We start from the raw sequence: 17,204 nt of genomic DNA, 5'->3' as shown, positions 1-17,204 counted from the left end.
GCACGGGGTCAGGCTGCCGGCACCGGATGCCCCATCTTCGCGTCGATCCACGCCCAGAGCGCGCGGATCTCGGCGGCGGCCTGGCCCCCCGGGGCGCACTCGGTGACGCCGAGGCCCATGGCCAGGGCATCCTGGTGGTCGACCCGCTGGATGATGCTCGGCTCGGCGAGCACGCCGAGCGTCCGCATCTGCACGGCATAGGCCTCCGTCCGCGGCGATGGCGGCGGCGGGCATTGGTTCAGCACGAAGGCCAGCTTCCGCCGCATCCCCAGGCCGACCAGGGCCTGCAGCGTAGGCCCGGCCGCGATGAGATCGAGGCGGGAGGGACGCACCGGCATCAAGACCAGGTCGGCGATCCGCAAGGCGTGGGCGACCCCGGCCATGGCGCCCGCGGTATCGACCACGGCGAGCGTCGCGCCGTCGTCGGCGGCTTGAACGAGGACGTCGTCGAGCTGCCCGATCTCCCAGGGCTGGATGCGGTCGACCGCGACCGAGCCCGTCGCGCGCATCGCCCCCCAGGACGCGAGAGAGCCCTGCGGATCGAGGTCGAGGGCGATCACGCGCTCGCCCGCCTCCGCCGCGGCGACGGCCAACGAGGCTGCGAGCGTCGTCTTGCCGGTGCCGCCCTTCTGCACCGCGACGGCCACGACCCGGGGCCGCAGAAGGCCGCTCCCGATCGGCGGATGCGGGTGGGATCCTTCGAGGGCCATGTGCGTCCCGCCCGTTCGATCTCGATCCATGCGCGGCGCGGTCGTGCTCCGCGGCCGTCCGCGACCTTCGCGGAGGCGAGCGAGGTGGGACCGATCCGCCACAGGAATCCATTCCGTCACCTGTCCGTAGGGAGGTGCTTATGGGAGGATAGTCGGATAGGCCAGCGGTTCTCGCCCGTCGGCCATGCCGAATGCGCACGACCGCCAGCCCGAGGATCCCCACGCATTCCGAAGGTCCGCGCGGCACGCGTCGGTCCCGGATGCGGGCGCGGATCGGATCCGGGATCGCTTGCGGGCCTTGGGCGTTCACCCGGTCCCGGGTGATGGGCTCGGGTCCTTGGAATGCCATGCCGAACCTTCACAGACGCGTCGTCCTCGCGGCCGGCCTCGGCCTGCTCGCGGCCTCGACGGTGCGGGCAGCGGGCGCGGTGGTGCGGGTCGACGATCCGCGGCTCGACGCCCTGATCGATCCCGCCGCCCCGATCCGGACGCTGTTCGACGACGGGCGCTGGTGCGAGGGGCCGTGCTGGGCACCCGGGCTCGGCGGGCTGGTGTTCAGCGACACCAAGGCCAACCGCATCCGCGTGCTCGCCGACGACCGGTCGGTGAAAACCCTGTTCGACCCCTCCGAGAACGGCAACGGCAACACGCTCGACGGGCAGGGGCGGCTGATTACCTGCGAGCACCGCACCCGGCGGGTGGTGCGGCGCGAGCCGGACGGGACGAAGATCGTGCTGGCGGACGCCTTCGCCGGCAGTCGCTTAAACTCGCCCAACGACGCGGTGGTCGCCGCCGACGGGGCGGTGTGGTTCACCGACCCGGTCTTCGGCATCACCCAGCCCGAGGAGGGCATCCTGGCCGAGCCCGAGCAGGGCGCGCGCCGCGTCTACCGGATCACCGCGCCGGGCACGCCGGCGGCCAAGGTCGAGGCGATGACCGACGCCCTCGACCAGCCGAACGGCCTCGCCTTCGCACCCGACGGGCGCACCCTCTACGTCAGCGAATCCGGCGCGTCGCTCAACCCCGAGGCCGGCCGGGCCGTGATGGCGTTCTCCGTCGGCGCGGACGGCCGGCTCGGGCCGCCGCGGACCTTCGCGCCGATCGAGGCCGGCGTGCCCGACGGCCTGAAGGTCGACGGCGCCGGGCGGGTCTACGCCGCCTGCGGCGACGGCATCCGCATCTTCGCTCCCGACGGCACGCCGCTCGGCCGCATCGCCACGCCGACGCCGGCCGCGAACCTCGCCTTCGGCGGATCGGACGGGCGGCGGCTGTTCGTCGCCGCCGGCCACGCCATCCTCGCCATCGACCTGCGCGTCGCGCCTCGCGGCTGAAACGGTAAGCTCCATGCCCCTCGTCCGACGCCACCTCCTCGCCGGCGGCCTCGCCGCCCTCGCCCTGCCCGCGGCCGCGGCCGAGACGGGCTCGCCCGCGCCGGGCGGCACCGCGGTGGCGAGCCGGACCGCGCCGCGGATGGAACTGGCGCTCGCCGCGCACGCGCCCTCGACGCCGACGGGCCTGGCGATCTCGCACGGGGGCCGCGTCTTCGTGATGATGCCCCGCTTCACCGGCAAGGAGACGGTCACCGTCGGCGAGGTGCTGCCCGACGGCTCGGTGAAGCCCTATCCCGACCAGGCCACCAACACCCCCGACGCGGGCCGGCCGCAGGCGACGTTCTTCCACGTTCCGAACGGCGTCTTCGCCCCCGACGACAGCCTGTGGCTGCTCGATTCCGGCCTGCCCGAGGGCAAGGGCGCGCCGGTGCCGGGCGGGGCGAAGCTCGTCCAGATGGACCTGGCGACGAACCGCATCGTCCGCATGATCCCGCTCGAGGCCGGCATCGTGCCGACCTCGTCGCTGAACGACCTGCGCGTCGAGATCAGGCCTGGGCGCCAGCGCGCCTACATCACCGACCAGGGCCAGGGGGAGGACGGGGCGATCCTCGCCGTCGACCTCGCCACCGGCCAGGTGGCGCGGCGGCTGGCCGAGCATGCCAGCACCAAGTCGCAGAAGGGGGTGGTGAAGTTCGTCGAGGAGCGCCCGGTGATGCAGACCAAGGGCGACAGCCCGCCGCAGCACCCGAAGGGCGGCGCCAACGGCATCGCGCTCAGCCCCGACGGCAGCCGCCTGTACTACGCGCCGCTGATGGCGCGCCGGCTGTATTCGGTCGAGACGGCAGGCCTGCTCGACCCGAAGGTTTCGGATGCCGAGGTGGCCGCGACCGTGAAGGACCTCGGCGAGAAGGGGATGACCGGCGGCCTCACCACCGATTCCAAGGACCGGGTCTATCTCAGCCTGCAGGAGCAGAACGCCGTCGGGCGGCGCGACCCCGACGGGACGATCACCGTGATCGCCTCCGATCCGCGGCTGATCTGGGCGGACACGTTCTGGATCACCGCCGACCGCTGGCTCTACATCTCGGCCGCCCAGGTGAACCGCCGGCCCGAGTACAACCACGGCCGCGACCTGCAGGAGCCGCCCTACGCGATCCTGCGGGTGCGGATCGATGCCGACCCGGTCGACGGCCTCGCTCAGTAGCGGCGGCCGGCGCGGGCGGCGTCCACGCTCAAGGGGCCGGCGCCCGCGAAGACGAGGTAGAGGAACACGAAGCAGAACAGGATCGCGGCATCGCCCCCGTTCACCGCCGGAAACGGCGATTTCGGCGCGTGGACGAGGAAGTAGCCCACCGCCATCTGGCCCGACAGCAGGAACGCGACCGGCCGGGTGAACAGCCCGAGGACGATCAGCGTGCCGCCGACCAGCTCGAGCAGGCCCGCGGCACCGGCGAGCGAGAGCAGCTCGGGCGCCGGCATCGTCCGCGGCGGAAGCCCGAGCAACTTCTGCGTGCCGTGCTGCAGGAACACGAGGCCGGTCACCGCGCGCAGCAGCGACAGGGCGTAGGGCGCGTAGCCGTTCAGGCGCGGGACGAGCGAGTTCATGGGCGGACCGGTCTCCGACGCTTCGGGGAGGCACCATCGCGAGGACTTCGCCCCGCCTGTCAAGCTTTCGCATTTGCGGAACGGAACGCCGCCCGCGCGCCCGCGCCGGTTCAGGAGATGCCAACCGGCGCGTGCAACGCTTCCGGCCTGGGGCGACGCTCGGGGGAACGATGCCGCTGGTTCCGGTCTCGACGCCGGCGGCGCTCGCGGTGACGACGATCGCGAAGCACATCGCCTTCGGCGTCCCGCTACGAACCGCCCCGATGGCACGGGCCAAGGAGCGTGCGGCGGGCGGACCGGAGCCGTTCTCCGCCTGAGCGGGCACGCTCGGCATCGCGTGGGCGGTCGCGCCGCGGCTGTGGCGGCCGGCGCTGGTCGACGTCGCGATCCTTATCGGATGTCGACCGCATCGAGGCGGTCGTCGCCCTGCGCACCGGCTCGCCCCCCCTGCGCGGTCCGGTTCCGGCGGCTGCGCGGCTTCGGCCCGAAGCACGGGCCGACCGGTCCCGGTCTCGTGGGCGCCGTCCTCAGCCTCCGATCCGGCGCTCCGCCGGATCGTCCCCCGCGCTCGAAGGACCGGCGCCATGACCTCGGGTCTTCCGTCGGGGCCCCCAGGGAGCGGACGGACAGGCCCTGACACGGTGCCGGAGTCGCGGCCCGCGGTGGTTCCCAAGCGTCGCCGGACCGGTCACAACGGACCGATCGCGCCGCCGGCCTCCATGGGCCGGGGCGCTCCGGCGAGTCCCGAGGTTCCATCCGTGCCCCTGCCCCGCGTCGTCGCGTTCTCGGCGAGCATCAACCGGCCCTCGCGCACCCGCACGCTCGTCGAGGCGATCGGCGCGCAGCTCGGCCGCCGTCGCCGCATCGACCTGAGCGTGATCGACCTGATCGATGCCGGGCCGGGCCTCGGCGCGCTCACGCGCGACGGCCTCCCGCCGGCGGCCGAGGCGCTGGTCGCGGCGATCGAGGGGGCCGACGCGCTGATCGTCGGGACGCCGGTCTACAAGGGCGCCTATTCCGGCCTGTTCAAGCACGTGTTCGATTTCGTCGACGCCGAGGCCCTCGTCGGCATGCCGGTGGCGCTCGCCGCCACGGGGGGCGGCCTGCGCCATGCGCTGGTGGTCGAGCACTCGCTCCGGCCGCTGTTCGGGTTCTTCTCCGCGCACATCGCGCCGACCTCGGTCTATGCCGGCGGCGACGAGATCGCGGACGGCGTCGTCGCTGACGCGACCGTGGCCGCGCGCATCGAGGCGGCAGGACGCGAGCTCGACGCGCTGCTGAAGGTGTCGCGCGGGGCCGACCGGGAGAAGGCGCCGGCGGCGTGAGCCTCAGGCCGTGACGCTCAAGCCTTGTCGAGCGCCGCGGCGATCGCGCTGATCACCCGCGGGTCGGTCGGCTCGACCTGGGTCGCGAAGGCGGCGGCCAGCGTTCCGTCGCGGGCCACGAGGTACTTGTGGAAGTTCCAGCGCGGCGTCTCGCCGGGCTTCTCCAGCGCCGCCCATTGGTAGAACGGGTGGGCGCCCGGCATCTTCACCCGCGTCTTGGCGGTGAGCGGGAAGGTGACGCCGTGGTTCTTGCGGGCGGCCTCGGCGATGGCGGCGCCGTCGAGGGGCTCCTGGTTGCCGAAATCCGGCGAGGGCACGCCGATCACCGTCAGCCCGCGTTCCTGGAAGCGCGTCCACAGCGTCTGCAGCCCGGTAAGCTGCCCGGCATAGCCGCAGGCGGTGGCGGTGTTGACCACCAGGATCGGCCGCCCGGCATAGGCCGACAGCGGCATCGCCCCGCCCTCCGGCCCGTCGAAGGCGAAGGCGGTGGCGCGCGTCCCGGCATCGAGGGCGTGGGCGCTGCCGGCGGCGGCACCCATGGCCGCACCGAGGAGGGTGAGGGCTTCGCGGCGGAGCAGGGTCATGGGCGGGTACGGCCTCCGGAGCGGTCGCGGGCTCGGCCCACGACCAGATGGCGCACGCGGCCGCGAGGTCCAGGGCGGGCCCCGCGCGTTTTCCGGAGCCGGCGCACCACGCGGGCACGGTGGAACCTTCTGATGCGGCGGGCCTTTTGCGGGGGAGCTTCACTGTAGACCCCGGGCCGGATCGGGCTCGGGGCGACGATGGAAAGACGAGACGCGATGCGCAGCCTGATTGCCGGAACGGTCCTCCTCACCCTGGGCACGACCGCCCTGGGACCGAGCCTCGCGCTCGCGCAGACGTCGTCCCCGACCACGGCCGCGCCGGGCACCCAGGCCGTGCCGCCCGAGAAGCCGGCGACGGCCTCGCCGGATGCGCCCAAGCCCGACGTCGTCAAGCCCGACTCCGTCAAGCCCGATCCGGTGAAGCCCGACGCGTCGGCGGCGCCGATGAAGCCGGTCGAGGCGGTGCCGGGGCAGCCCGCGACCTTCACCGACAACCTGCGGCCGACCTTCGTCGCGCAGTCGCCCGACGACATGGTCAGCTCGAAGCTCGTCGGCCAGACCATCATCAACGGCGCCAACGAGACCATCGGCGAGATCGCCGACGTGGTGATCGGCTTCGACGGCAAGGTGAAGGCCTGGGTCGTCGGCGTCGGCGGCTTCCTCGGGATCGGCACCAAGTACGTCGCGGTCGACCCGAGCGCGATGCATCTGCAGCGCGTCGACGGCAAGGCGCTGCGGGCGATGATCAACACCGACAAGGACCAGCTCCGCGCGGCGCCGGAATACATCTACCTCGGCAAGGAGAAGCCGAAGGACGATGCCGGTAAGGCGGACGCTGCCAAGTAAAGGCCCGTCGCGAGCAGCGGACGAGCCCGGCGGCGGCAAGCCTCAGGGCGCGACCCGGCGGAGCACGAAGGCGACGCCGGTCTCCGGGTCGCGCCGCCAGGTTCCGTCGCCGGCGGGCACGAGGTTCACCACGTGCCCGCGCTTGGCCACCAGGGTCATGCGGCCTTCGCTCGTGCGCCACGTCGCCGGATCGAACACCTCGATCCCGCTGTCGCGGCAGCCCGGGAGGAGGCGCACCGGCGCACCCGGCCCGTCGCCGAGATCGAGGCGGCAGACGTCGCGGTTGAGCAGGCGGTCGAGCGCGTAGATCCCCGCCGGCGCCCCGGGCCCCGGGGCCGACCGCGGAGCTTGCGCCGGCACCGGATCGGGCGCGGCCTCGGGCGGCGCCGCGGCGATCGCCGTCGGGTCGAGGGGGCTCGACGCGCGCATCGCCGCGATCTCGAGGGGCACCAGGCTGTAGCTCTCGCCCGCCTCGGCGGTGGCGACGTAGCTGCGCTGGTCGAGCCGCTTGGCGAAGGCCAGCACCGGGCGGACGTTGCGGTCGACGAGGCGGACGACGCCGTCGGCGAAGAGCCAGCCGGCGACCGCGCCCACCACCGGCACCGACCGCCGGCACCCGGCCGGGAAGTACACCTTCTGCCCGGCCTCGCCGGATTCGGAGGCCAGCGTCATCACGCAGCGCCGGTTGGTGCCGTCGCGCGAGAGGTCCCAGGTGCCGGGCACGCCGCCGCGCCCCTCGGGCAGGGTGATCGCGAAGGGTGCGGGCGCGGCCGGAGGCTCGGATGCAGGCACGGCCGGAGGAGCGGACGGGGCGGGAGCATCCTGCCCGGCGGCCGCGCCGACCAGCGCGAGCCAGGCCCCGGCGGCCAGCCGCAGGCAGACGGTGTTCCGGGCCGGATTCATGCCCGGGCGCCCGCCGCCGGCCAGGGCGTCTCCGCCACCGGCGTGAGCGGCCCGCGGCCCTCGAACCACGAGATCAGGTTGTCGACGACGAGTTGCCCCATGGCGGCGCGGGTCTCGTGCGTGCCCGATCCGACATGCGGCAGCAGCACCACCCGGTCGAGGGCGACGAGCCGCTCCGGCACGTGCGGCTCGGCGGCGAAGACGTCGAGGCCGGCCGCGTGGATCGTGCCGGCCTCCAGCGCCGCGACCAGCGCCGCCTCGTCCACCACGCTGCCGCGGGCGACGTTGATCAGGAGGCCCTCCGGCCCGAGGGCGGCGAGCACCGCGGCATCGACCAGGCCGTCCGTGCCGGCGCCGCCCGGCGCCACCACCATCAGCACGTGGACGGCCTGCGCCAGCCCGACCAGGGTCGGATGATAGGCGTAGGGCACGTCGCCTTGCGGGCGCCGCCCGTGATAGGCGACCGCGACGCCGAAGCCTTCGAGCCGCCTCGCGATCGCCCGCCCGATCCGCCCGAGCCCGAGGATGCCGACCCGGCGCCCGCGCAGCGACGCCGTGAGCGGGAACGGCTTCTCCGGCCAGCGCCCGGCGCGCAGATACCGGTCCGCCTGCGGGATCTGCCGCACCGTGGCGAGCAGCAGGCCGATCGCCAGGTCCGCGACCTCGTCGGTGAGCACGTCCGGCGTGTTGGTGACGACGACGCCGCGCCGCCCGGCCTCGGCCGCATCGATGGTGTCGTAGCCGACCCCGAAATTGGCGACGATCTCCAGGTTGGGCAGCCGGTCCAGCAGCGGCCCGTCGACCTTGGCCTGGGCGTTGACGGCGAGGCCGCGGATGCGTGGGCCGACCTCGGCGAGGAACGCGTCGCGGTCGGTCGCGGCGTCGAGCCGATGCAGGTCGAAGGCGGGCGTCAACGCCTCGCCGACGCTCGCAAGCATCGGCTTCAGCATCAGGAGTTCGGGTCGAAGGCTCAAAGGTCGGCTCCTGGCGCCGTCGGGGCGTGGTTCCGGCGCGATGATGGGCGCCCCATGCGGTGGCGACAAGGCCGTACGGGCCGCGCGGCTCCGGGTCCAGGCTATCCCATCTCGTCGATCATCTGGTCGTCGCGCGCATCGACCAGGCGGCGCAGCGCCGTGAGGGCGCGGCGCAGGTCGTCGCGCGGCGGCGCGGCGAGCGCGAGCCTCACGGCGTTCGGGGCATGCCCCGGGACGATGGCGAAGGCCGAGGCCGGCGTGATGGCGATGCCCTGCCGCAGGGCCGCCGCCGCGTAGGCCTCGGCGCGCCAGGTCTCGGGCAGGTCGAGCCAGAGATGATAGGCACAGGGGTCGCCGCCGATCGACAGGTCGCCCAGGCAGTCGCGGGCCAGGTTCTGCCGCGCGACCGCATCCGCGCGCTTGACCACGGCGAGCCGCACGGCGGAGCCGTCGCCCATCCAGTGGGTTCCGGCGGCGAGCGGAAACCCGGTCGCGGCCCATCCGCCCTGGCGGACGGAGGCCGAGAGGCGGTCGGTCCAATCGGGTGGCGACGCGATCAGGCCGACCGTCAGCCCCGGCATGACGCGCTTCGACAGGCTGTCGATCACGATCGTCCGGCCCGGCGCCCGGGCCGCCAGCGGCACCGCATCCGAGAGGAAGCTGTAGACCGCGTCCTCGATCGCGACGAGGCCTGTCTGGGCCAGCACCGCCGCGATCTCGGACCGGCGATGCGGCCCCATGGTGAGGCCGAGGGGGTTCTGCAGGGTCGGCTGGAGGTAGAGGCCGCTCAAGGGGGCGGCGCGATGCGCCTGCAGGATCGCGTCGGGCCGGATGCCCTCCGCGTCGAGGGCGAGCGGGACGAGGGCGATCCCGAGGCGGGCGGCGATGCCCTTCACCACCGGATAGGTCAGCGGCTCGCAGCCGATGCGGTCCCCGGGCCGCGCCAGCGCCGCCAGGACCGCGGCCAAGCCCTGCCGCCCGTTCCCGGTGAACAGGACGCCGTCGGGATCGGGGGCGAAATCGCCGCGTGCGAGGAAGCGGGCGGCGACGGCCCGCGCCCGGGGCGTGCCCGCCGGTCCGTACTGGTTCAGGGCCGCGCCCGTGGCGCCGGCCCGCGAGAGGGCGGCCAGCCCCTCGGTCAGCACGACGTCCTGTTCCGGCAGGTTGGAATGGGTACGCTGGAGGTCGACCGCGCCCGGGGCCGGCTCCGGCTGCATCCGGACCGGAGCGCTCAGGTCCGAGCGGACGTAGGTGCCGCGCCCGACCTCGCCGAGGGTGAGGCCACGCCGGGCCAGCTCGGCGTAGACGCGGCTCGCCGTCGAGACCGCGATGCCGCGCTCGTAGGCGAAGGCGCGCTGCGGCGGCAGGCGATGGCCCGGCTTGATCTGCCCGCTGGCGATCTCAGCCGCGACCGCGTCGGCGACGCTCCGATAATCGGTCATACGCCAAATTGATCCGAGGCCAATAAACACATTGAACCGAGGTTCGTATCGGTTCAATCCTGCCCGGGCAATCCCGGCCGGATCGCTTTCCCCTCCCCGCTTCGGACCGCTGATCATGCCCGCCGTCACGGCCCTACCCCAGTCGCCACCTGCCTCCGACCGCTGGCGGATCTTCGGTCTCGATCCGTCCGTGGTGCGGACCTGGATCCGGCGCCACCGGGCGCGCCGCGAACTCGCCGGCCTGCGGGACGACCAGCTTCGCGACGCCGGCCTCGACCGCCGTGCCGTCCGCGCGGAGGCCGACAAGCCGTTCTGGCGGCCGTGACCGGAGGCGGCCGGCCGCCACCCCTGCAGCCGATGCCGGTCAGCCATTTGCGGCGGCCGGCCGGCGAGCACTTCCGAAATCGCGTTTCGAACCTTACTAAAGACCTCCGCGCCGGCTAGAGGCCGGCCACAGACACGCCGCGAAGCGACCAGAGCCATGACGAGCCCGCGCACCCTCTACGACAAGATCTGGGACGACCACGTCGTCGACGTCGAGGCCGACGGCTCGACGCTGCTCTACATCGACCGGCACCTCGTCCACGAGGTCACGAGCCCGCAGGCCTTCGAGGGCCTGCGCGTGGCCGGCCGCACGGTGCGCGCCCCGGAGAAGACGCTGGCGGTGGTCGACCACAACGTCCAGACCTCGGACCGCTCCAAGGGCATCGAGGACCCGGAGAGCCGGATCCAGCTCGAGGCGCTGGCGCAGAACGTCCAGGATTTCGGCATCGAGTTCTACGACGCGCTCGATCGCCGCCAGGGCATCGTCCACATCATCGGCCCCGAGCAGGGCTTCACCCTGCCCGGCCAGACCATCGTCTGCGGCGACAGCCACACCTCGACGCACGGCGCGTTCGGGGCGCTGGCCCACGGCATCGGCACCTCGGAGGTCGAGCACGTGCTCGCCACGCAGACGCTGCTGCAGAAGAAAGCCAAGAACATGCGCGTCACCGTCGACGGCGCGCTGCCGGCCGGCGTGAGCGCCAAGGACATCGTGCTCGCGATCATCGGCGAGATCGGCACCGCCGGCGGCACCGGCCACGTCATCGAATATGCGGGCGAGGCGATCCGCGCGCTGTCGATGGAAGGCCGGATGACGATCTGCAACATGTCGATCGAGGGCGGCGCGCGCGCCGGCCTCGTCGCGCCCGACGCCACGACCTACGCCTATTGCGAGGGCCGGCCGATGGCGCCGAAGGGCGAGGCCTTCGCACGGGCCCGCGCCTATTGGGAGAGCCTCGTCAGCGACGAGGGCGCGCATTTCGATCGCGAGGTCCGGCTCGACGCCGCGAGCCTGCCGCCGATCGTGAGTTGGGGCACGAGCCCCGAGGACGTGATCTCGGTGCTGGGCTCGGTGCCCGATCCGGCGACGATCCTCGACGAGAACAAGCGCGCCTCGAAGGAGAAGGCGCTGTCCTACATGGGGCTGACGCCGGGCACCAAGATCACCGACATCACCCTCGACCGGGTGTTCATCGGCTCCTGCACCAACGGCCGGATCGAGGACCTGCGCATCGTCGCCAAGATGGTCGCGGGCCAGAAGGTCCACGCCGGCGTCTCGGCGATGGTGGTGCCGGGCTCCGGGCTGGTGAAGGCGCAGGCCGAGGCCGAGGGGATCGACGCGGTGCTGAAGGCCGCCGGCTTCGACTGGCGCGAGCCGGGCTGCTCGATGTGCCTCGGCATGAACGCCGACCGCCTCAGCCCGAACGAGCGCTGCGCCTCGACCTCGAACCGCAACTTCGAGGGCCGCCAGGGCCATCGCGGCCGCACCCACCTCGTCTCCCCGGCCATGGCCGCGGCGGCGGCGGTGGCCGGCCGCTTCGTCGACATCCGGGCCTGGCCGAAGGGGTAGGCACTTCGGCAGGTTCGCGCGCGACCTCCCCTCCCCCCTCTGCGGGGGAGGGAAGAAGCCCGTCCTCAGAACTCCATGTCGAGCTCTTCGATCTCCTCCGGCTCCTCGGCGGCGGCCTCCGCCCACTCGACCATCAGCGGCCAGTGCAGGATCGCGTCGCGGTAGGCGGTGGCGCGCGGCGGCAGGGTCACGTCGTAGGTGCGGAAGCGGGTGCAGACCGGGGCGTACATCGCGTCGGCCAGCGTCGGGCGCTCGCCGAACAGGAACGGGCCCTCGTAGCGGGCGAGGCAATCGTCGAAGATCGTGACGATGCGCTCGATGTCGCCCCTGGCGCCGTTGAACACCCGGAAGCGCGGGTGGAAGGCCTTCAGGTTCATCGGCAGGGCCGAGCGCAGGTTGATGAACCCGCCATGCATCTCGCCGCTGATCGAGCGGCAATGCGCCCGCGCGGCGGCGTCCTTCGGCAGGAAGCCGGCTTCGGGGAAGGTCTCGTTGAGGTATTGCGCGATCGCCAGCGTGTCCCACACCACGATGCCCTCGTGGTGCAGGCGGGGCACGAGGAATGAGGGCGACAGGTGGAGGAGCTCGGCGCGGGAGGTCTCGTCGCCGCCGGGCAGCACCTCGGTCTCGAAGTCGAGACCGGCCATCTTGCAGATCAGCCAGCCGCGAAGCGACCACGACGAGTAGTTCCGGCTCGAGATGGTGAGAGTCGCCGTGGCCATGCGCGTTCCCCTTCGCGGGTTCTTCTCGCGAAAGGCGGATCCAAGACTCGTGCCGTTTCGAACGCGCCGTCTCGAATCCGCCGGCGCGCATCATGCGCCGGACGTCCGGGAAACGCCACGGCGCGCGGATCACTCCCGGCGGAGCAGCGCCGCGACGTCGGCCTCCTCGGCGGCGGACAGGCCGCGCTCCGGCGCCGGCGCCTTCCGGCGCGACAGGCGCCAGATGCCGAAGCCGCCGAGCAGCACCGCGAGCAGCGGCGTCAGCCACAGCAGGACGGTATGCAGGGCCAGGACCGGGCGCAGCAGCACGAACTCGCCGTAGCGGTTCACCACGTAATTCTCGACGCCCTGGTTGGTGTCGCCGGCCTTGAGCCGCTCGCGCACGATCAGCCGCAGATCCTTGGCCAGCGGCGCATCCGAATCGTCGATCGACTGGTTCTGGCAAACCAGGCAGCGCAGGCCCGACGAGATGTCCCGCGCGCGATGCTCGAGGGCGGGGTCCTTCAGCACCTCGTCCGGCTGCACGGCTTGGGCCGCGGTCGCCCCCCCGAGCACGAGGCCGGCGAGCAGGACGCGGCGGAGCGCGCGCGCGGGGCTCATTCGGCCGGGACCGCGTGCGGGGGAACCGGCTTGAGCTTGGCGCGGGCGGGCGCCCCGACGCGCATGCGCCGGTCGGTCAGCGACAGGCCGCCGCCGAGGGCCATCACCACAGCGCCGAGCCAGATCAGCAGCACCAGCGGCTTGTAGTACAGCCTCAGGCCGATGCTGCCGTCGGGCGCGATCTCGCCCAGGCTGGCATAGACCTGGCTCACGCCGCGGGTGAGCAGGCCCGATTCCGTCACCGTCATCTTGCGGCTCGGGTAGAAGCGCTTGCCGGTGTCGACCCGGCCGATCTCGTCGCCGGCCTTGTTGCGGATGGTGAGGAAGGCCGCGACCTCCTCGTAGTTCGGGCCGGGGCGCGGCGCGACGCGATCGAGCGTCGCGACGTAGGGGCCGGTGGCCAGCGTCTGGCCGGGCTTCAGGGTGGCGAGGCCCTCGGTGGCCCAGCCCTGCGCCGCAATGCCGAGCACCACCACGCCGACGCCGGCATGGGCGATGGCCGTGCCCCAGGCCGAGCGCGGCAGGCCGAGCGCCCGGCGCCAGACCACGCCGACCGCGCGGGTGCGGCTGCTGCCGTATCCGCGGGCCCGCGAGACGATCTCCAGGACGGAGCCGACGATGAGGTAGGCGCCCAGTCCCACGCCGACGGGTGCCATCGCCGGGCCGCCCCAGGTCCAGGCCAGGGTGCCGAGGCCGATCGCCAGGGCGAGGCCCAGCGCGGCGAACAGGCGCTGCGAGGCGGCGAGCGCGTCGCCGCGCTTCCAGGCCAGCGTCTGCCCGAACGGCACGATCAGCAGCAGCGGGATCGCCAGCGGCACGAAGGTGTAGTTGAAGAACGGCGGCCCGACCGAGATCTTCTCCGCCGTCAGCATCTCGAGCAGCAGCGGGTAGAGCGTGCCGACCAGCACGGTGGCGCAGGCGGCCACCAGGAACAGGTTGTTCATCACCAGCGCGCCCTCGCGCGAGATCGGCGCGAACAGGCCGCCCTGCCGCAGCATCGGGGCGCGCCACGCGAACAGCGTCAGCGAGCCGCCGATGAACAGGATCAGGATCGCGAGGATGAAGATGCCGCGGGTCGGGTCGGTGGCGAAGGAATGCACCGAGGTGAGCACGCCCGAGCGCACGATGAAGGTGCCGAGCAGCGAGAGCGAGAAGGTGAGGATCGCGAGCAGGACCGTCCAGACCTTCAGCGCGTCGCGCTTCTCCATCACCACGGTCGAGTGCAGGAGCGCCGTGCCGGCGATCCACGGCATCAGCGAGGCGTTCTCGACCGGGTCCCAGAACCACCAGCCGCCCCAGCCGAGCTCGTAATAGGCCCAGTAGCTGCCCATCGCGATGCCGAGCGTCAGGAAGCTCCAGGCGGTCAGCGTCCACGGGCGCACGGCGCGGGCCCAGACGGCGTCGATGCGCCCGTCGATCAGCGCGGCGATGGCGAAGGCGAAGGTGATCGAGAAGCCGACATAGCCGACGTAGAGCAGCGGCGGATGCACCGCGAGGCCGAAATCCTGCAGCAGCGGGTTGAGGTCGTTGCCCTCCACCGGCGCCGGCACCGCCCGCGTGAACGGGTTCGAGGTGGTGATCACGAACAGCACGAAGACGAAGGTGATGAAACCCTGCACCGCCAGGGTGTTGGCCCGCAGCACCGGCGGTACCGAGTCCCGCGCCACCGACACCATCGCGCCGAACAGGGTGAGGATCAGGATCCAGAGGAGCATCGAGCCCTCGTGGTTCCCCCAGACGCCGGAGAGCTTGTAGATGAACGGCTTCGTCGTGTGCGAGTTCTCGACCACGTTCTGGACCGAGAAGTCGGACGTGGCGTGGGCGTAGGTCAGCGCGGCGAACGCGAATAGCACGCAGGCGAAGGCGCCGAGCGCGGCCGGCGTCGCCACCTGCCGCAGGGCGGCGTCGCCCGAGCGGGCGGCCCAGATCGGCATCACCGACTGGACCAGGGAGAGCGCCAGCGCGAGCGCCAACGCGAAATGTCCGACCTCGACGATCAAGCGGCGGTTCCTCGAGTCAATGACATCGGTTTTCGGCGTTCGGACATCGGTTTCAGCGCTCGGTGCGCGGTCCGAGGTTCGGGCGCGCGGCGTCGGCGGCCTTCGGCGGGTCCATTCTCACGGAGCCCTTGCCGTCCTTGCCGCCCTCCTGCCAGCGCCCCTGCGCCTTGAGCGCGTCGGCGACCTCGCGCGGCATGTAGGATTCGTCGTGCTTGGCCAGCACGATGTCGGCGCGGAAGATGCCGCCCGGCTCGAGCGTCCCCTCGGCGACCACGCCCTGCCCCTCGCGGAACAGGTCGGGCAGAAGGCCGGTATACTGGACCTGGACGGTGGCGTTGGTGTCGGTCACGGCGAAGTCCACCGTCTGGTTCGGCCCGCGCTGGAGCGAGCCGTCCTTGACCAGGCCGCCGAGGCGGAAGCGCGTGCCCGGCCCGACGCCCTGTGCCGCCACCTCGCTGGGGGAGCGGAAGAACACGATCGAGCCGCTCATCGCCGACATGATGAGCCCGACGGCGAGCGCCAGGACGGCGCCGCAGGCGGCGATCAGGATCAGGCGGCGGCTCTTGCGCGTCACGAGTGGGTCCGTCCCCGGCGGGTTGGTCCGGCCCCGGTGCCGACCTCACGGAGGTCGGCCCGGTGCGGGACCGTCCTCATTCTTGTCCCTCGGATGTCGGACGCGACGCGTCCCGGGTCAAGTCGCCCGTGCCGGGACAGATCGTCAGGGGCGGACCGGAAGGCCGAGCTCCTTGGCCAGGGTGTCGAGCTTCTCGGCCGCGCCCGGGTCGGCGGCGAGCGCCATCCGCGCGCGGCTCAGGACCTTGCCGGCCTGCTCGGGATCGCCGAGGGCGCTGTAGGAGCGCACCAGGCGCTGCCACTCGTCGACGCTGCCGCCCTTGGCCGCTAGCCGGCGATCGAGGCCGGCGACCATGCCGCGGATCGCGGCGTCGCGCTCGGCCGGCGGCATCGCCGACACCGCGGCGGCCGCCGATTCGGTCTCGGCGCGGGATTCGGGTGTCGTGGCGTTCAGGGCGGCCGGAGGCGCGGCGCTGCGCCCATCGCGCGCCATGCCATCGGCCGGCCTGCCGGACAGGCCGAGGTCGCGCGCACCCGCTTCCAGGCTCGCGAGCGCCGCGGGATCGGACTTCAGCGCGACGCGGGCGCGTTCCAGCACCGCCTGCGCCCGCTCGGGCTCGCCGAGCACGCCGCGGGAGCGGGCGAGCCGCAGCCACTCGTCGGCGCTGCCGCCCTTGGCTGCGAGCCGCTCGTCGAGGCCGTCGACCATGCCCTGGATCGCGGCGCGCTGCTCGGGCGGCAGCCCGGGGGCGGATTTCGACGGCGTCCCGGACAATTGCGGTGCGGGCTCGCCCTTGAGCCGCGCCAGGTTCTCGCGCACCAGCCCGAGCCAGGGCGCGTCGGCTGGGCTCGTGTCGTTCAGGGCGGTGAGCTGGCGGATCGCTTCGGCCGTGTCGCCGTTCTGCTCGGCGGCACGGGCGAGGTAGAAGCGGGGCTTGGGCGCCTTCGGGTCGAGGGCGAGGGCGCGGGTGAGGGCGGCCTTGGCCTCCTCGGGCACGATGCCGTTGCCGGCCGCCACCATCGCCTCGCCCCAGTCGGACAGGGATTCGGCGGTCTCGCCCTTGATCCGGACGATCGCCGCGTAGGCCCGCGCGGCATCCTCGAACCGCCCGAGCCGCATGTAGACCGGCGCCAGCACGGCCCAGCCCCGCGCGTCGTTCGGGTCGGCGGCCAGCCGCGCCTCGATCTGGCCGACGGCCTTCATCAGGTCCTGCGCGCCCGACTGCACCGCCTGGCGGTCGGCCGGCGTCTGGGCCGGCAGGTCGGGCGAGCCGTAGAGGCCGTAGGCGAGCAGGGCGACCAGGGGGATCGTCGAGAGCGCGAAGGCCGAGGCCGCGCGGCGCTGGCGCAGGCGCGGCTCGGCCACGCTCGCCTCTCCGGGGCCCGGCGCGCGGCTCGCGCGCAGGAGCCGGCGGGCGGCCTCGGTGCGGGCGGATTCCGCCTCCGCCGGGGCGATCAGCCCACGATCGAGGTCGCGCTCGATCTCGGCGAGCTGGTCCTCGTAGAACGCCGTCTCGGTGACGGTGCCGGCCGCATCGGGGACGATGGCGACGCGGCGCGACATCGGCCAGAGCAGGGCCAGGACGGCCGCGGCGGTCATGCCCGCCAGAATGAACCAGATCGCCGTCATCGCACCTTCGAAGCGGTCCCGGTTCGCGCAAGGCGAGGCCGCGGCCGCTCCATCCCTTCGATTGA

The 17,204-nt window shown here is 73.1% G+C and carries 18 protein-coding genes; 7 read left to right on the top strand and 11 right to left on the bottom strand.

Annotated elements, in window-relative coordinates:
• Window positions 1-8: 8 nt before the first annotated feature.
• A complete protein-coding gene (locus ACFZ8E_RS03140) occupies window positions 9-710 on the bottom strand; it encodes a ParA family protein (RefSeq protein ID WP_279604110.1) in 702 nt (233 codons plus the stop codon).
• A gap of 347 nt (window positions 711-1,057) precedes the next feature.
• Between ACFZ8E_RS03140 and ACFZ8E_RS03135 the strand changes: the two genes are divergently transcribed.
• The gene (locus ACFZ8E_RS03135; RefSeq protein ID WP_405041998.1) at window positions 1,058-2,041 is read left to right on the top strand and encodes an SMP-30/gluconolactonase/LRE family protein; all 984 of its coding nucleotides are present in this window, start codon (window positions 1,058-1,060) and stop codon (window positions 2,039-2,041) included.
• A gap of 13 nt (window positions 2,042-2,054) precedes the next feature.
• Entirely contained in the window at window positions 2,055-3,245 is a 1,191-nt protein-coding gene (locus tag ACFZ8E_RS03130) for an SMP-30/gluconolactonase/LRE family protein (protein WP_405041997.1), read from the top strand.
• Here ACFZ8E_RS03130 and ACFZ8E_RS03125 read toward each other — a convergent pair.
• Entirely contained in the window at window positions 3,239-3,646 is a 408-nt protein-coding gene (locus ACFZ8E_RS03125; RefSeq protein WP_147842910.1) for a DoxX family protein, read from the bottom strand. The genes ACFZ8E_RS03130 and ACFZ8E_RS03125 overlap by 7 nt on opposite strands.
• A 170-nt stretch (window positions 3,647-3,816) precedes the next feature.
• Here ACFZ8E_RS03125 and ACFZ8E_RS03120 point away from each other — a divergent pair, with 170 nt between their 5' ends.
• Together ACFZ8E_RS03120 and ACFZ8E_RS03115 are read left to right on the top strand one after the other, a co-directional pair.
• On the top strand, window positions 3,817-3,963 hold the full coding sequence (locus ACFZ8E_RS03120; RefSeq protein WP_405041996.1) for a hypothetical protein: 147 nt from the start codon (window positions 3,817-3,819) through the stop codon (window positions 3,961-3,963).
• A 402-nt stretch (window positions 3,964-4,365) separates the two neighbouring features.
• A complete protein-coding gene (locus ACFZ8E_RS03115; protein ID WP_405044319.1) occupies window positions 4,366-4,971 on the top strand; it encodes an NAD(P)H-dependent oxidoreductase in 606 nt (201 codons plus the stop codon).
• Window positions 4,972-4,988: 17 nt separating this feature from the next.
• Here ACFZ8E_RS03115 and ACFZ8E_RS03110 read toward each other — a convergent pair whose 3' ends face one another.
• Window positions 4,989-5,555, bottom strand: a complete 567-nt coding sequence (locus ACFZ8E_RS03110) for a glutathione peroxidase (protein ID WP_243937263.1) — start codon at window positions 5,553-5,555, stop codon at window positions 4,989-4,991.
• A 216-nt stretch (window positions 5,556-5,771) separates the two neighbouring features.
• On the opposite strand from ACFZ8E_RS03110, the gene ACFZ8E_RS03105 reads away from it, so the two are divergent.
• Window positions 5,772-6,401: a PRC-barrel domain-containing protein gene (locus ACFZ8E_RS03105; protein WP_405041995.1), complete on the top strand. Its 630-nt coding sequence runs from the start codon at window positions 5,772-5,774 to the stop codon at window positions 6,399-6,401.
• Between the two features lie 42 nt (window positions 6,402-6,443).
• Here the strand turns inward: ACFZ8E_RS03105 and ACFZ8E_RS03100 are convergent, their stop codons facing one another.
• From ACFZ8E_RS03100 to ACFZ8E_RS03090, 3 genes are all read right to left on the bottom strand, one after another.
• Entirely contained in the window at window positions 6,444-7,304 is an 861-nt protein-coding gene (locus ACFZ8E_RS03100) for an AprI/Inh family metalloprotease inhibitor (RefSeq protein WP_405041994.1), read from the bottom strand.
• Window positions 7,301-8,254 (bottom strand): 2-hydroxyacid dehydrogenase, encoded by a 954-nt coding sequence (locus tag ACFZ8E_RS03095; RefSeq protein ID WP_405044318.1) that lies wholly within the window; start codon window positions 8,252-8,254, stop codon window positions 7,301-7,303. The genes ACFZ8E_RS03100 and ACFZ8E_RS03095 overlap by 4 nt, the downstream gene beginning before the upstream one ends.
• A gap of 125 nt (window positions 8,255-8,379) precedes the next feature.
• Entirely contained in the window at window positions 8,380-9,720 is a 1,341-nt protein-coding gene (locus ACFZ8E_RS03090; RefSeq protein WP_405041993.1) for a PLP-dependent aminotransferase family protein, read from the bottom strand.
• A 115-nt stretch (window positions 9,721-9,835) separates the two neighbouring features.
• Here ACFZ8E_RS03090 and ACFZ8E_RS03085 point away from each other — a divergent pair, with 115 nt between their 5' ends.
• Window positions 9,836-10,045 (top strand): DUF1127 domain-containing protein, encoded by a 210-nt coding sequence (locus tag ACFZ8E_RS03085; RefSeq protein WP_405041992.1) that lies wholly within the window; start codon window positions 9,836-9,838, stop codon window positions 10,043-10,045.
• 156 nt (window positions 10,046-10,201) lie between these two features.
• A complete protein-coding gene (gene leuC / locus ACFZ8E_RS03080; RefSeq protein ID WP_147728450.1) occupies window positions 10,202-11,614 on the top strand; it encodes a 3-isopropylmalate dehydratase large subunit in 1,413 nt (470 codons plus the stop codon).
• 65 nt (window positions 11,615-11,679) lie between these two features.
• Here leuC and ACFZ8E_RS03075 read toward each other — a convergent pair whose 3' ends face one another.
• The 5 genes from ACFZ8E_RS03075 to ccmI form a co-directional block, all read right to left on the bottom strand.
• Window positions 11,680-12,336 (bottom strand): glutathione S-transferase family protein, encoded by a 657-nt coding sequence (locus ACFZ8E_RS03075; RefSeq protein ID WP_147728451.1) that lies wholly within the window; start codon window positions 12,334-12,336, stop codon window positions 11,680-11,682.
• A gap of 129 nt (window positions 12,337-12,465) precedes the next feature.
• Entirely contained in the window at window positions 12,466-12,936 is a 471-nt protein-coding gene (locus ACFZ8E_RS03070; protein WP_243945585.1) for a cytochrome c-type biogenesis protein, read from the bottom strand.
• On the bottom strand, window positions 12,933-14,936 hold the full coding sequence (locus ACFZ8E_RS03065; protein ID WP_147842916.1) for a heme lyase CcmF/NrfE family subunit: 2,004 nt from the start codon (window positions 14,934-14,936) through the stop codon (window positions 12,933-12,935). The genes ACFZ8E_RS03070 and ACFZ8E_RS03065 overlap by 4 nt, the downstream gene beginning before the upstream one ends.
• 52 nt (window positions 14,937-14,988) lie before the next feature.
• Entirely contained in the window at window positions 14,989-15,510 is a 522-nt protein-coding gene (ccmE, locus tag ACFZ8E_RS03060) for a cytochrome c maturation protein CcmE (RefSeq protein ID WP_405041991.1), read from the bottom strand.
• Window positions 15,511-15,654: 144 nt separating this feature from the next.
• Window positions 15,655-17,139: a c-type cytochrome biogenesis protein CcmI gene (ccmI, locus tag ACFZ8E_RS03055; protein WP_405041990.1), complete on the bottom strand. Its 1,485-nt coding sequence runs from the start codon at window positions 17,137-17,139 to the stop codon at window positions 15,655-15,657.
• Window positions 17,140-17,204: the final 65 nt, after the last annotated feature.

Source organism: Methylobacterium sp. HMF5984, assembly GCF_045033435.1.
In the GTDB taxonomy this organism is placed as follows: Bacteria; Pseudomonadota; Alphaproteobacteria; order Rhizobiales; family Beijerinckiaceae; genus Methylobacterium.
The sequence above is the reverse complement of the archived record's forward strand: the minus strand, read 5'-3'. Positions and strand labels throughout refer to the sequence as shown.

What these genes read in the sequence shown, in the direction of transcription:
- ACFZ8E_RS03110 (WP_243937263.1), bottom strand. Translation starts at nt 5,555, where the DNA reads ATGACCCTGCTCCGCCGCGAAGCCCTCACCCTCCTCGGTGCGGCCATG.
- ACFZ8E_RS03095 (WP_405044318.1), bottom strand. Translation starts at nt 8,254, where the DNA reads ATGCTGAAGCCGATGCTTGCGAGCGTCGGCGAGGCGTTGACGCCCGCC.
- ACFZ8E_RS03125 (WP_147842910.1), bottom strand. Translation starts at nt 3,646, where the DNA reads ATGAACTCGCTCGTCCCGCGCCTGAACGGCTACGCGCCCTACGCCCTG.
- ACFZ8E_RS03090 (WP_405041993.1), bottom strand. Translation starts at nt 9,720, where the DNA reads ATGACCGATTATCGGAGCGTCGCCGACGCGGTCGCGGCTGAGATCGCC.
- ACFZ8E_RS03070 (WP_243945585.1), bottom strand. Translation starts at nt 12,936, where the DNA reads ATGAGCCCCGCGCGCGCGCTCCGCCGCGTCCTGCTCGCCGGCCTCGTG.
- ACFZ8E_RS03130 (WP_405041997.1), top strand. Translation starts at nt 2,055, where the DNA reads ATGCCCCTCGTCCGACGCCACCTCCTCGCCGGCGGCCTCGCCGCCCTC.
- ACFZ8E_RS03140 (WP_279604110.1), bottom strand. Translation starts at nt 710, where the DNA reads ATGGCCCTCGAAGGATCCCACCCGCATCCGCCGATCGGGAGCGGCCTT.
- ACFZ8E_RS03115 (WP_405044319.1), top strand. Translation starts at nt 4,366, where the DNA reads ATGGGCCGGGGCGCTCCGGCGAGTCCCGAGGTTCCATCCGTGCCCCTG.
- ACFZ8E_RS03075 (WP_147728451.1), bottom strand. Translation starts at nt 12,336, where the DNA reads ATGGCCACGGCGACTCTCACCATCTCGAGCCGGAACTACTCGTCGTGG.
- ACFZ8E_RS03085 (WP_405041992.1), top strand. Translation starts at nt 9,836, where the DNA reads ATGCCCGCCGTCACGGCCCTACCCCAGTCGCCACCTGCCTCCGACCGC.
- ACFZ8E_RS03100 (WP_405041994.1), bottom strand. Translation starts at nt 7,304, where the DNA reads ATGAATCCGGCCCGGAACACCGTCTGCCTGCGGCTGGCCGCCGGGGCC.
- ccmI (WP_405041990.1), bottom strand. Translation starts at nt 17,139, where the DNA reads ATGACGGCGATCTGGTTCATTCTGGCGGGCATGACCGCCGCGGCCGTC.
- ACFZ8E_RS03120 (WP_405041996.1), top strand. Translation starts at nt 3,817, where the DNA reads ATGCCGCTGGTTCCGGTCTCGACGCCGGCGGCGCTCGCGGTGACGACG.
- leuC (WP_147728450.1), top strand. Translation starts at nt 10,202, where the DNA reads ATGACGAGCCCGCGCACCCTCTACGACAAGATCTGGGACGACCACGTC.
- ACFZ8E_RS03135 (WP_405041998.1), top strand. Translation starts at nt 1,058, where the DNA reads ATGCCGAACCTTCACAGACGCGTCGTCCTCGCGGCCGGCCTCGGCCTG.
- ACFZ8E_RS03105 (WP_405041995.1), top strand. Translation starts at nt 5,772, where the DNA reads ATGCGCAGCCTGATTGCCGGAACGGTCCTCCTCACCCTGGGCACGACC.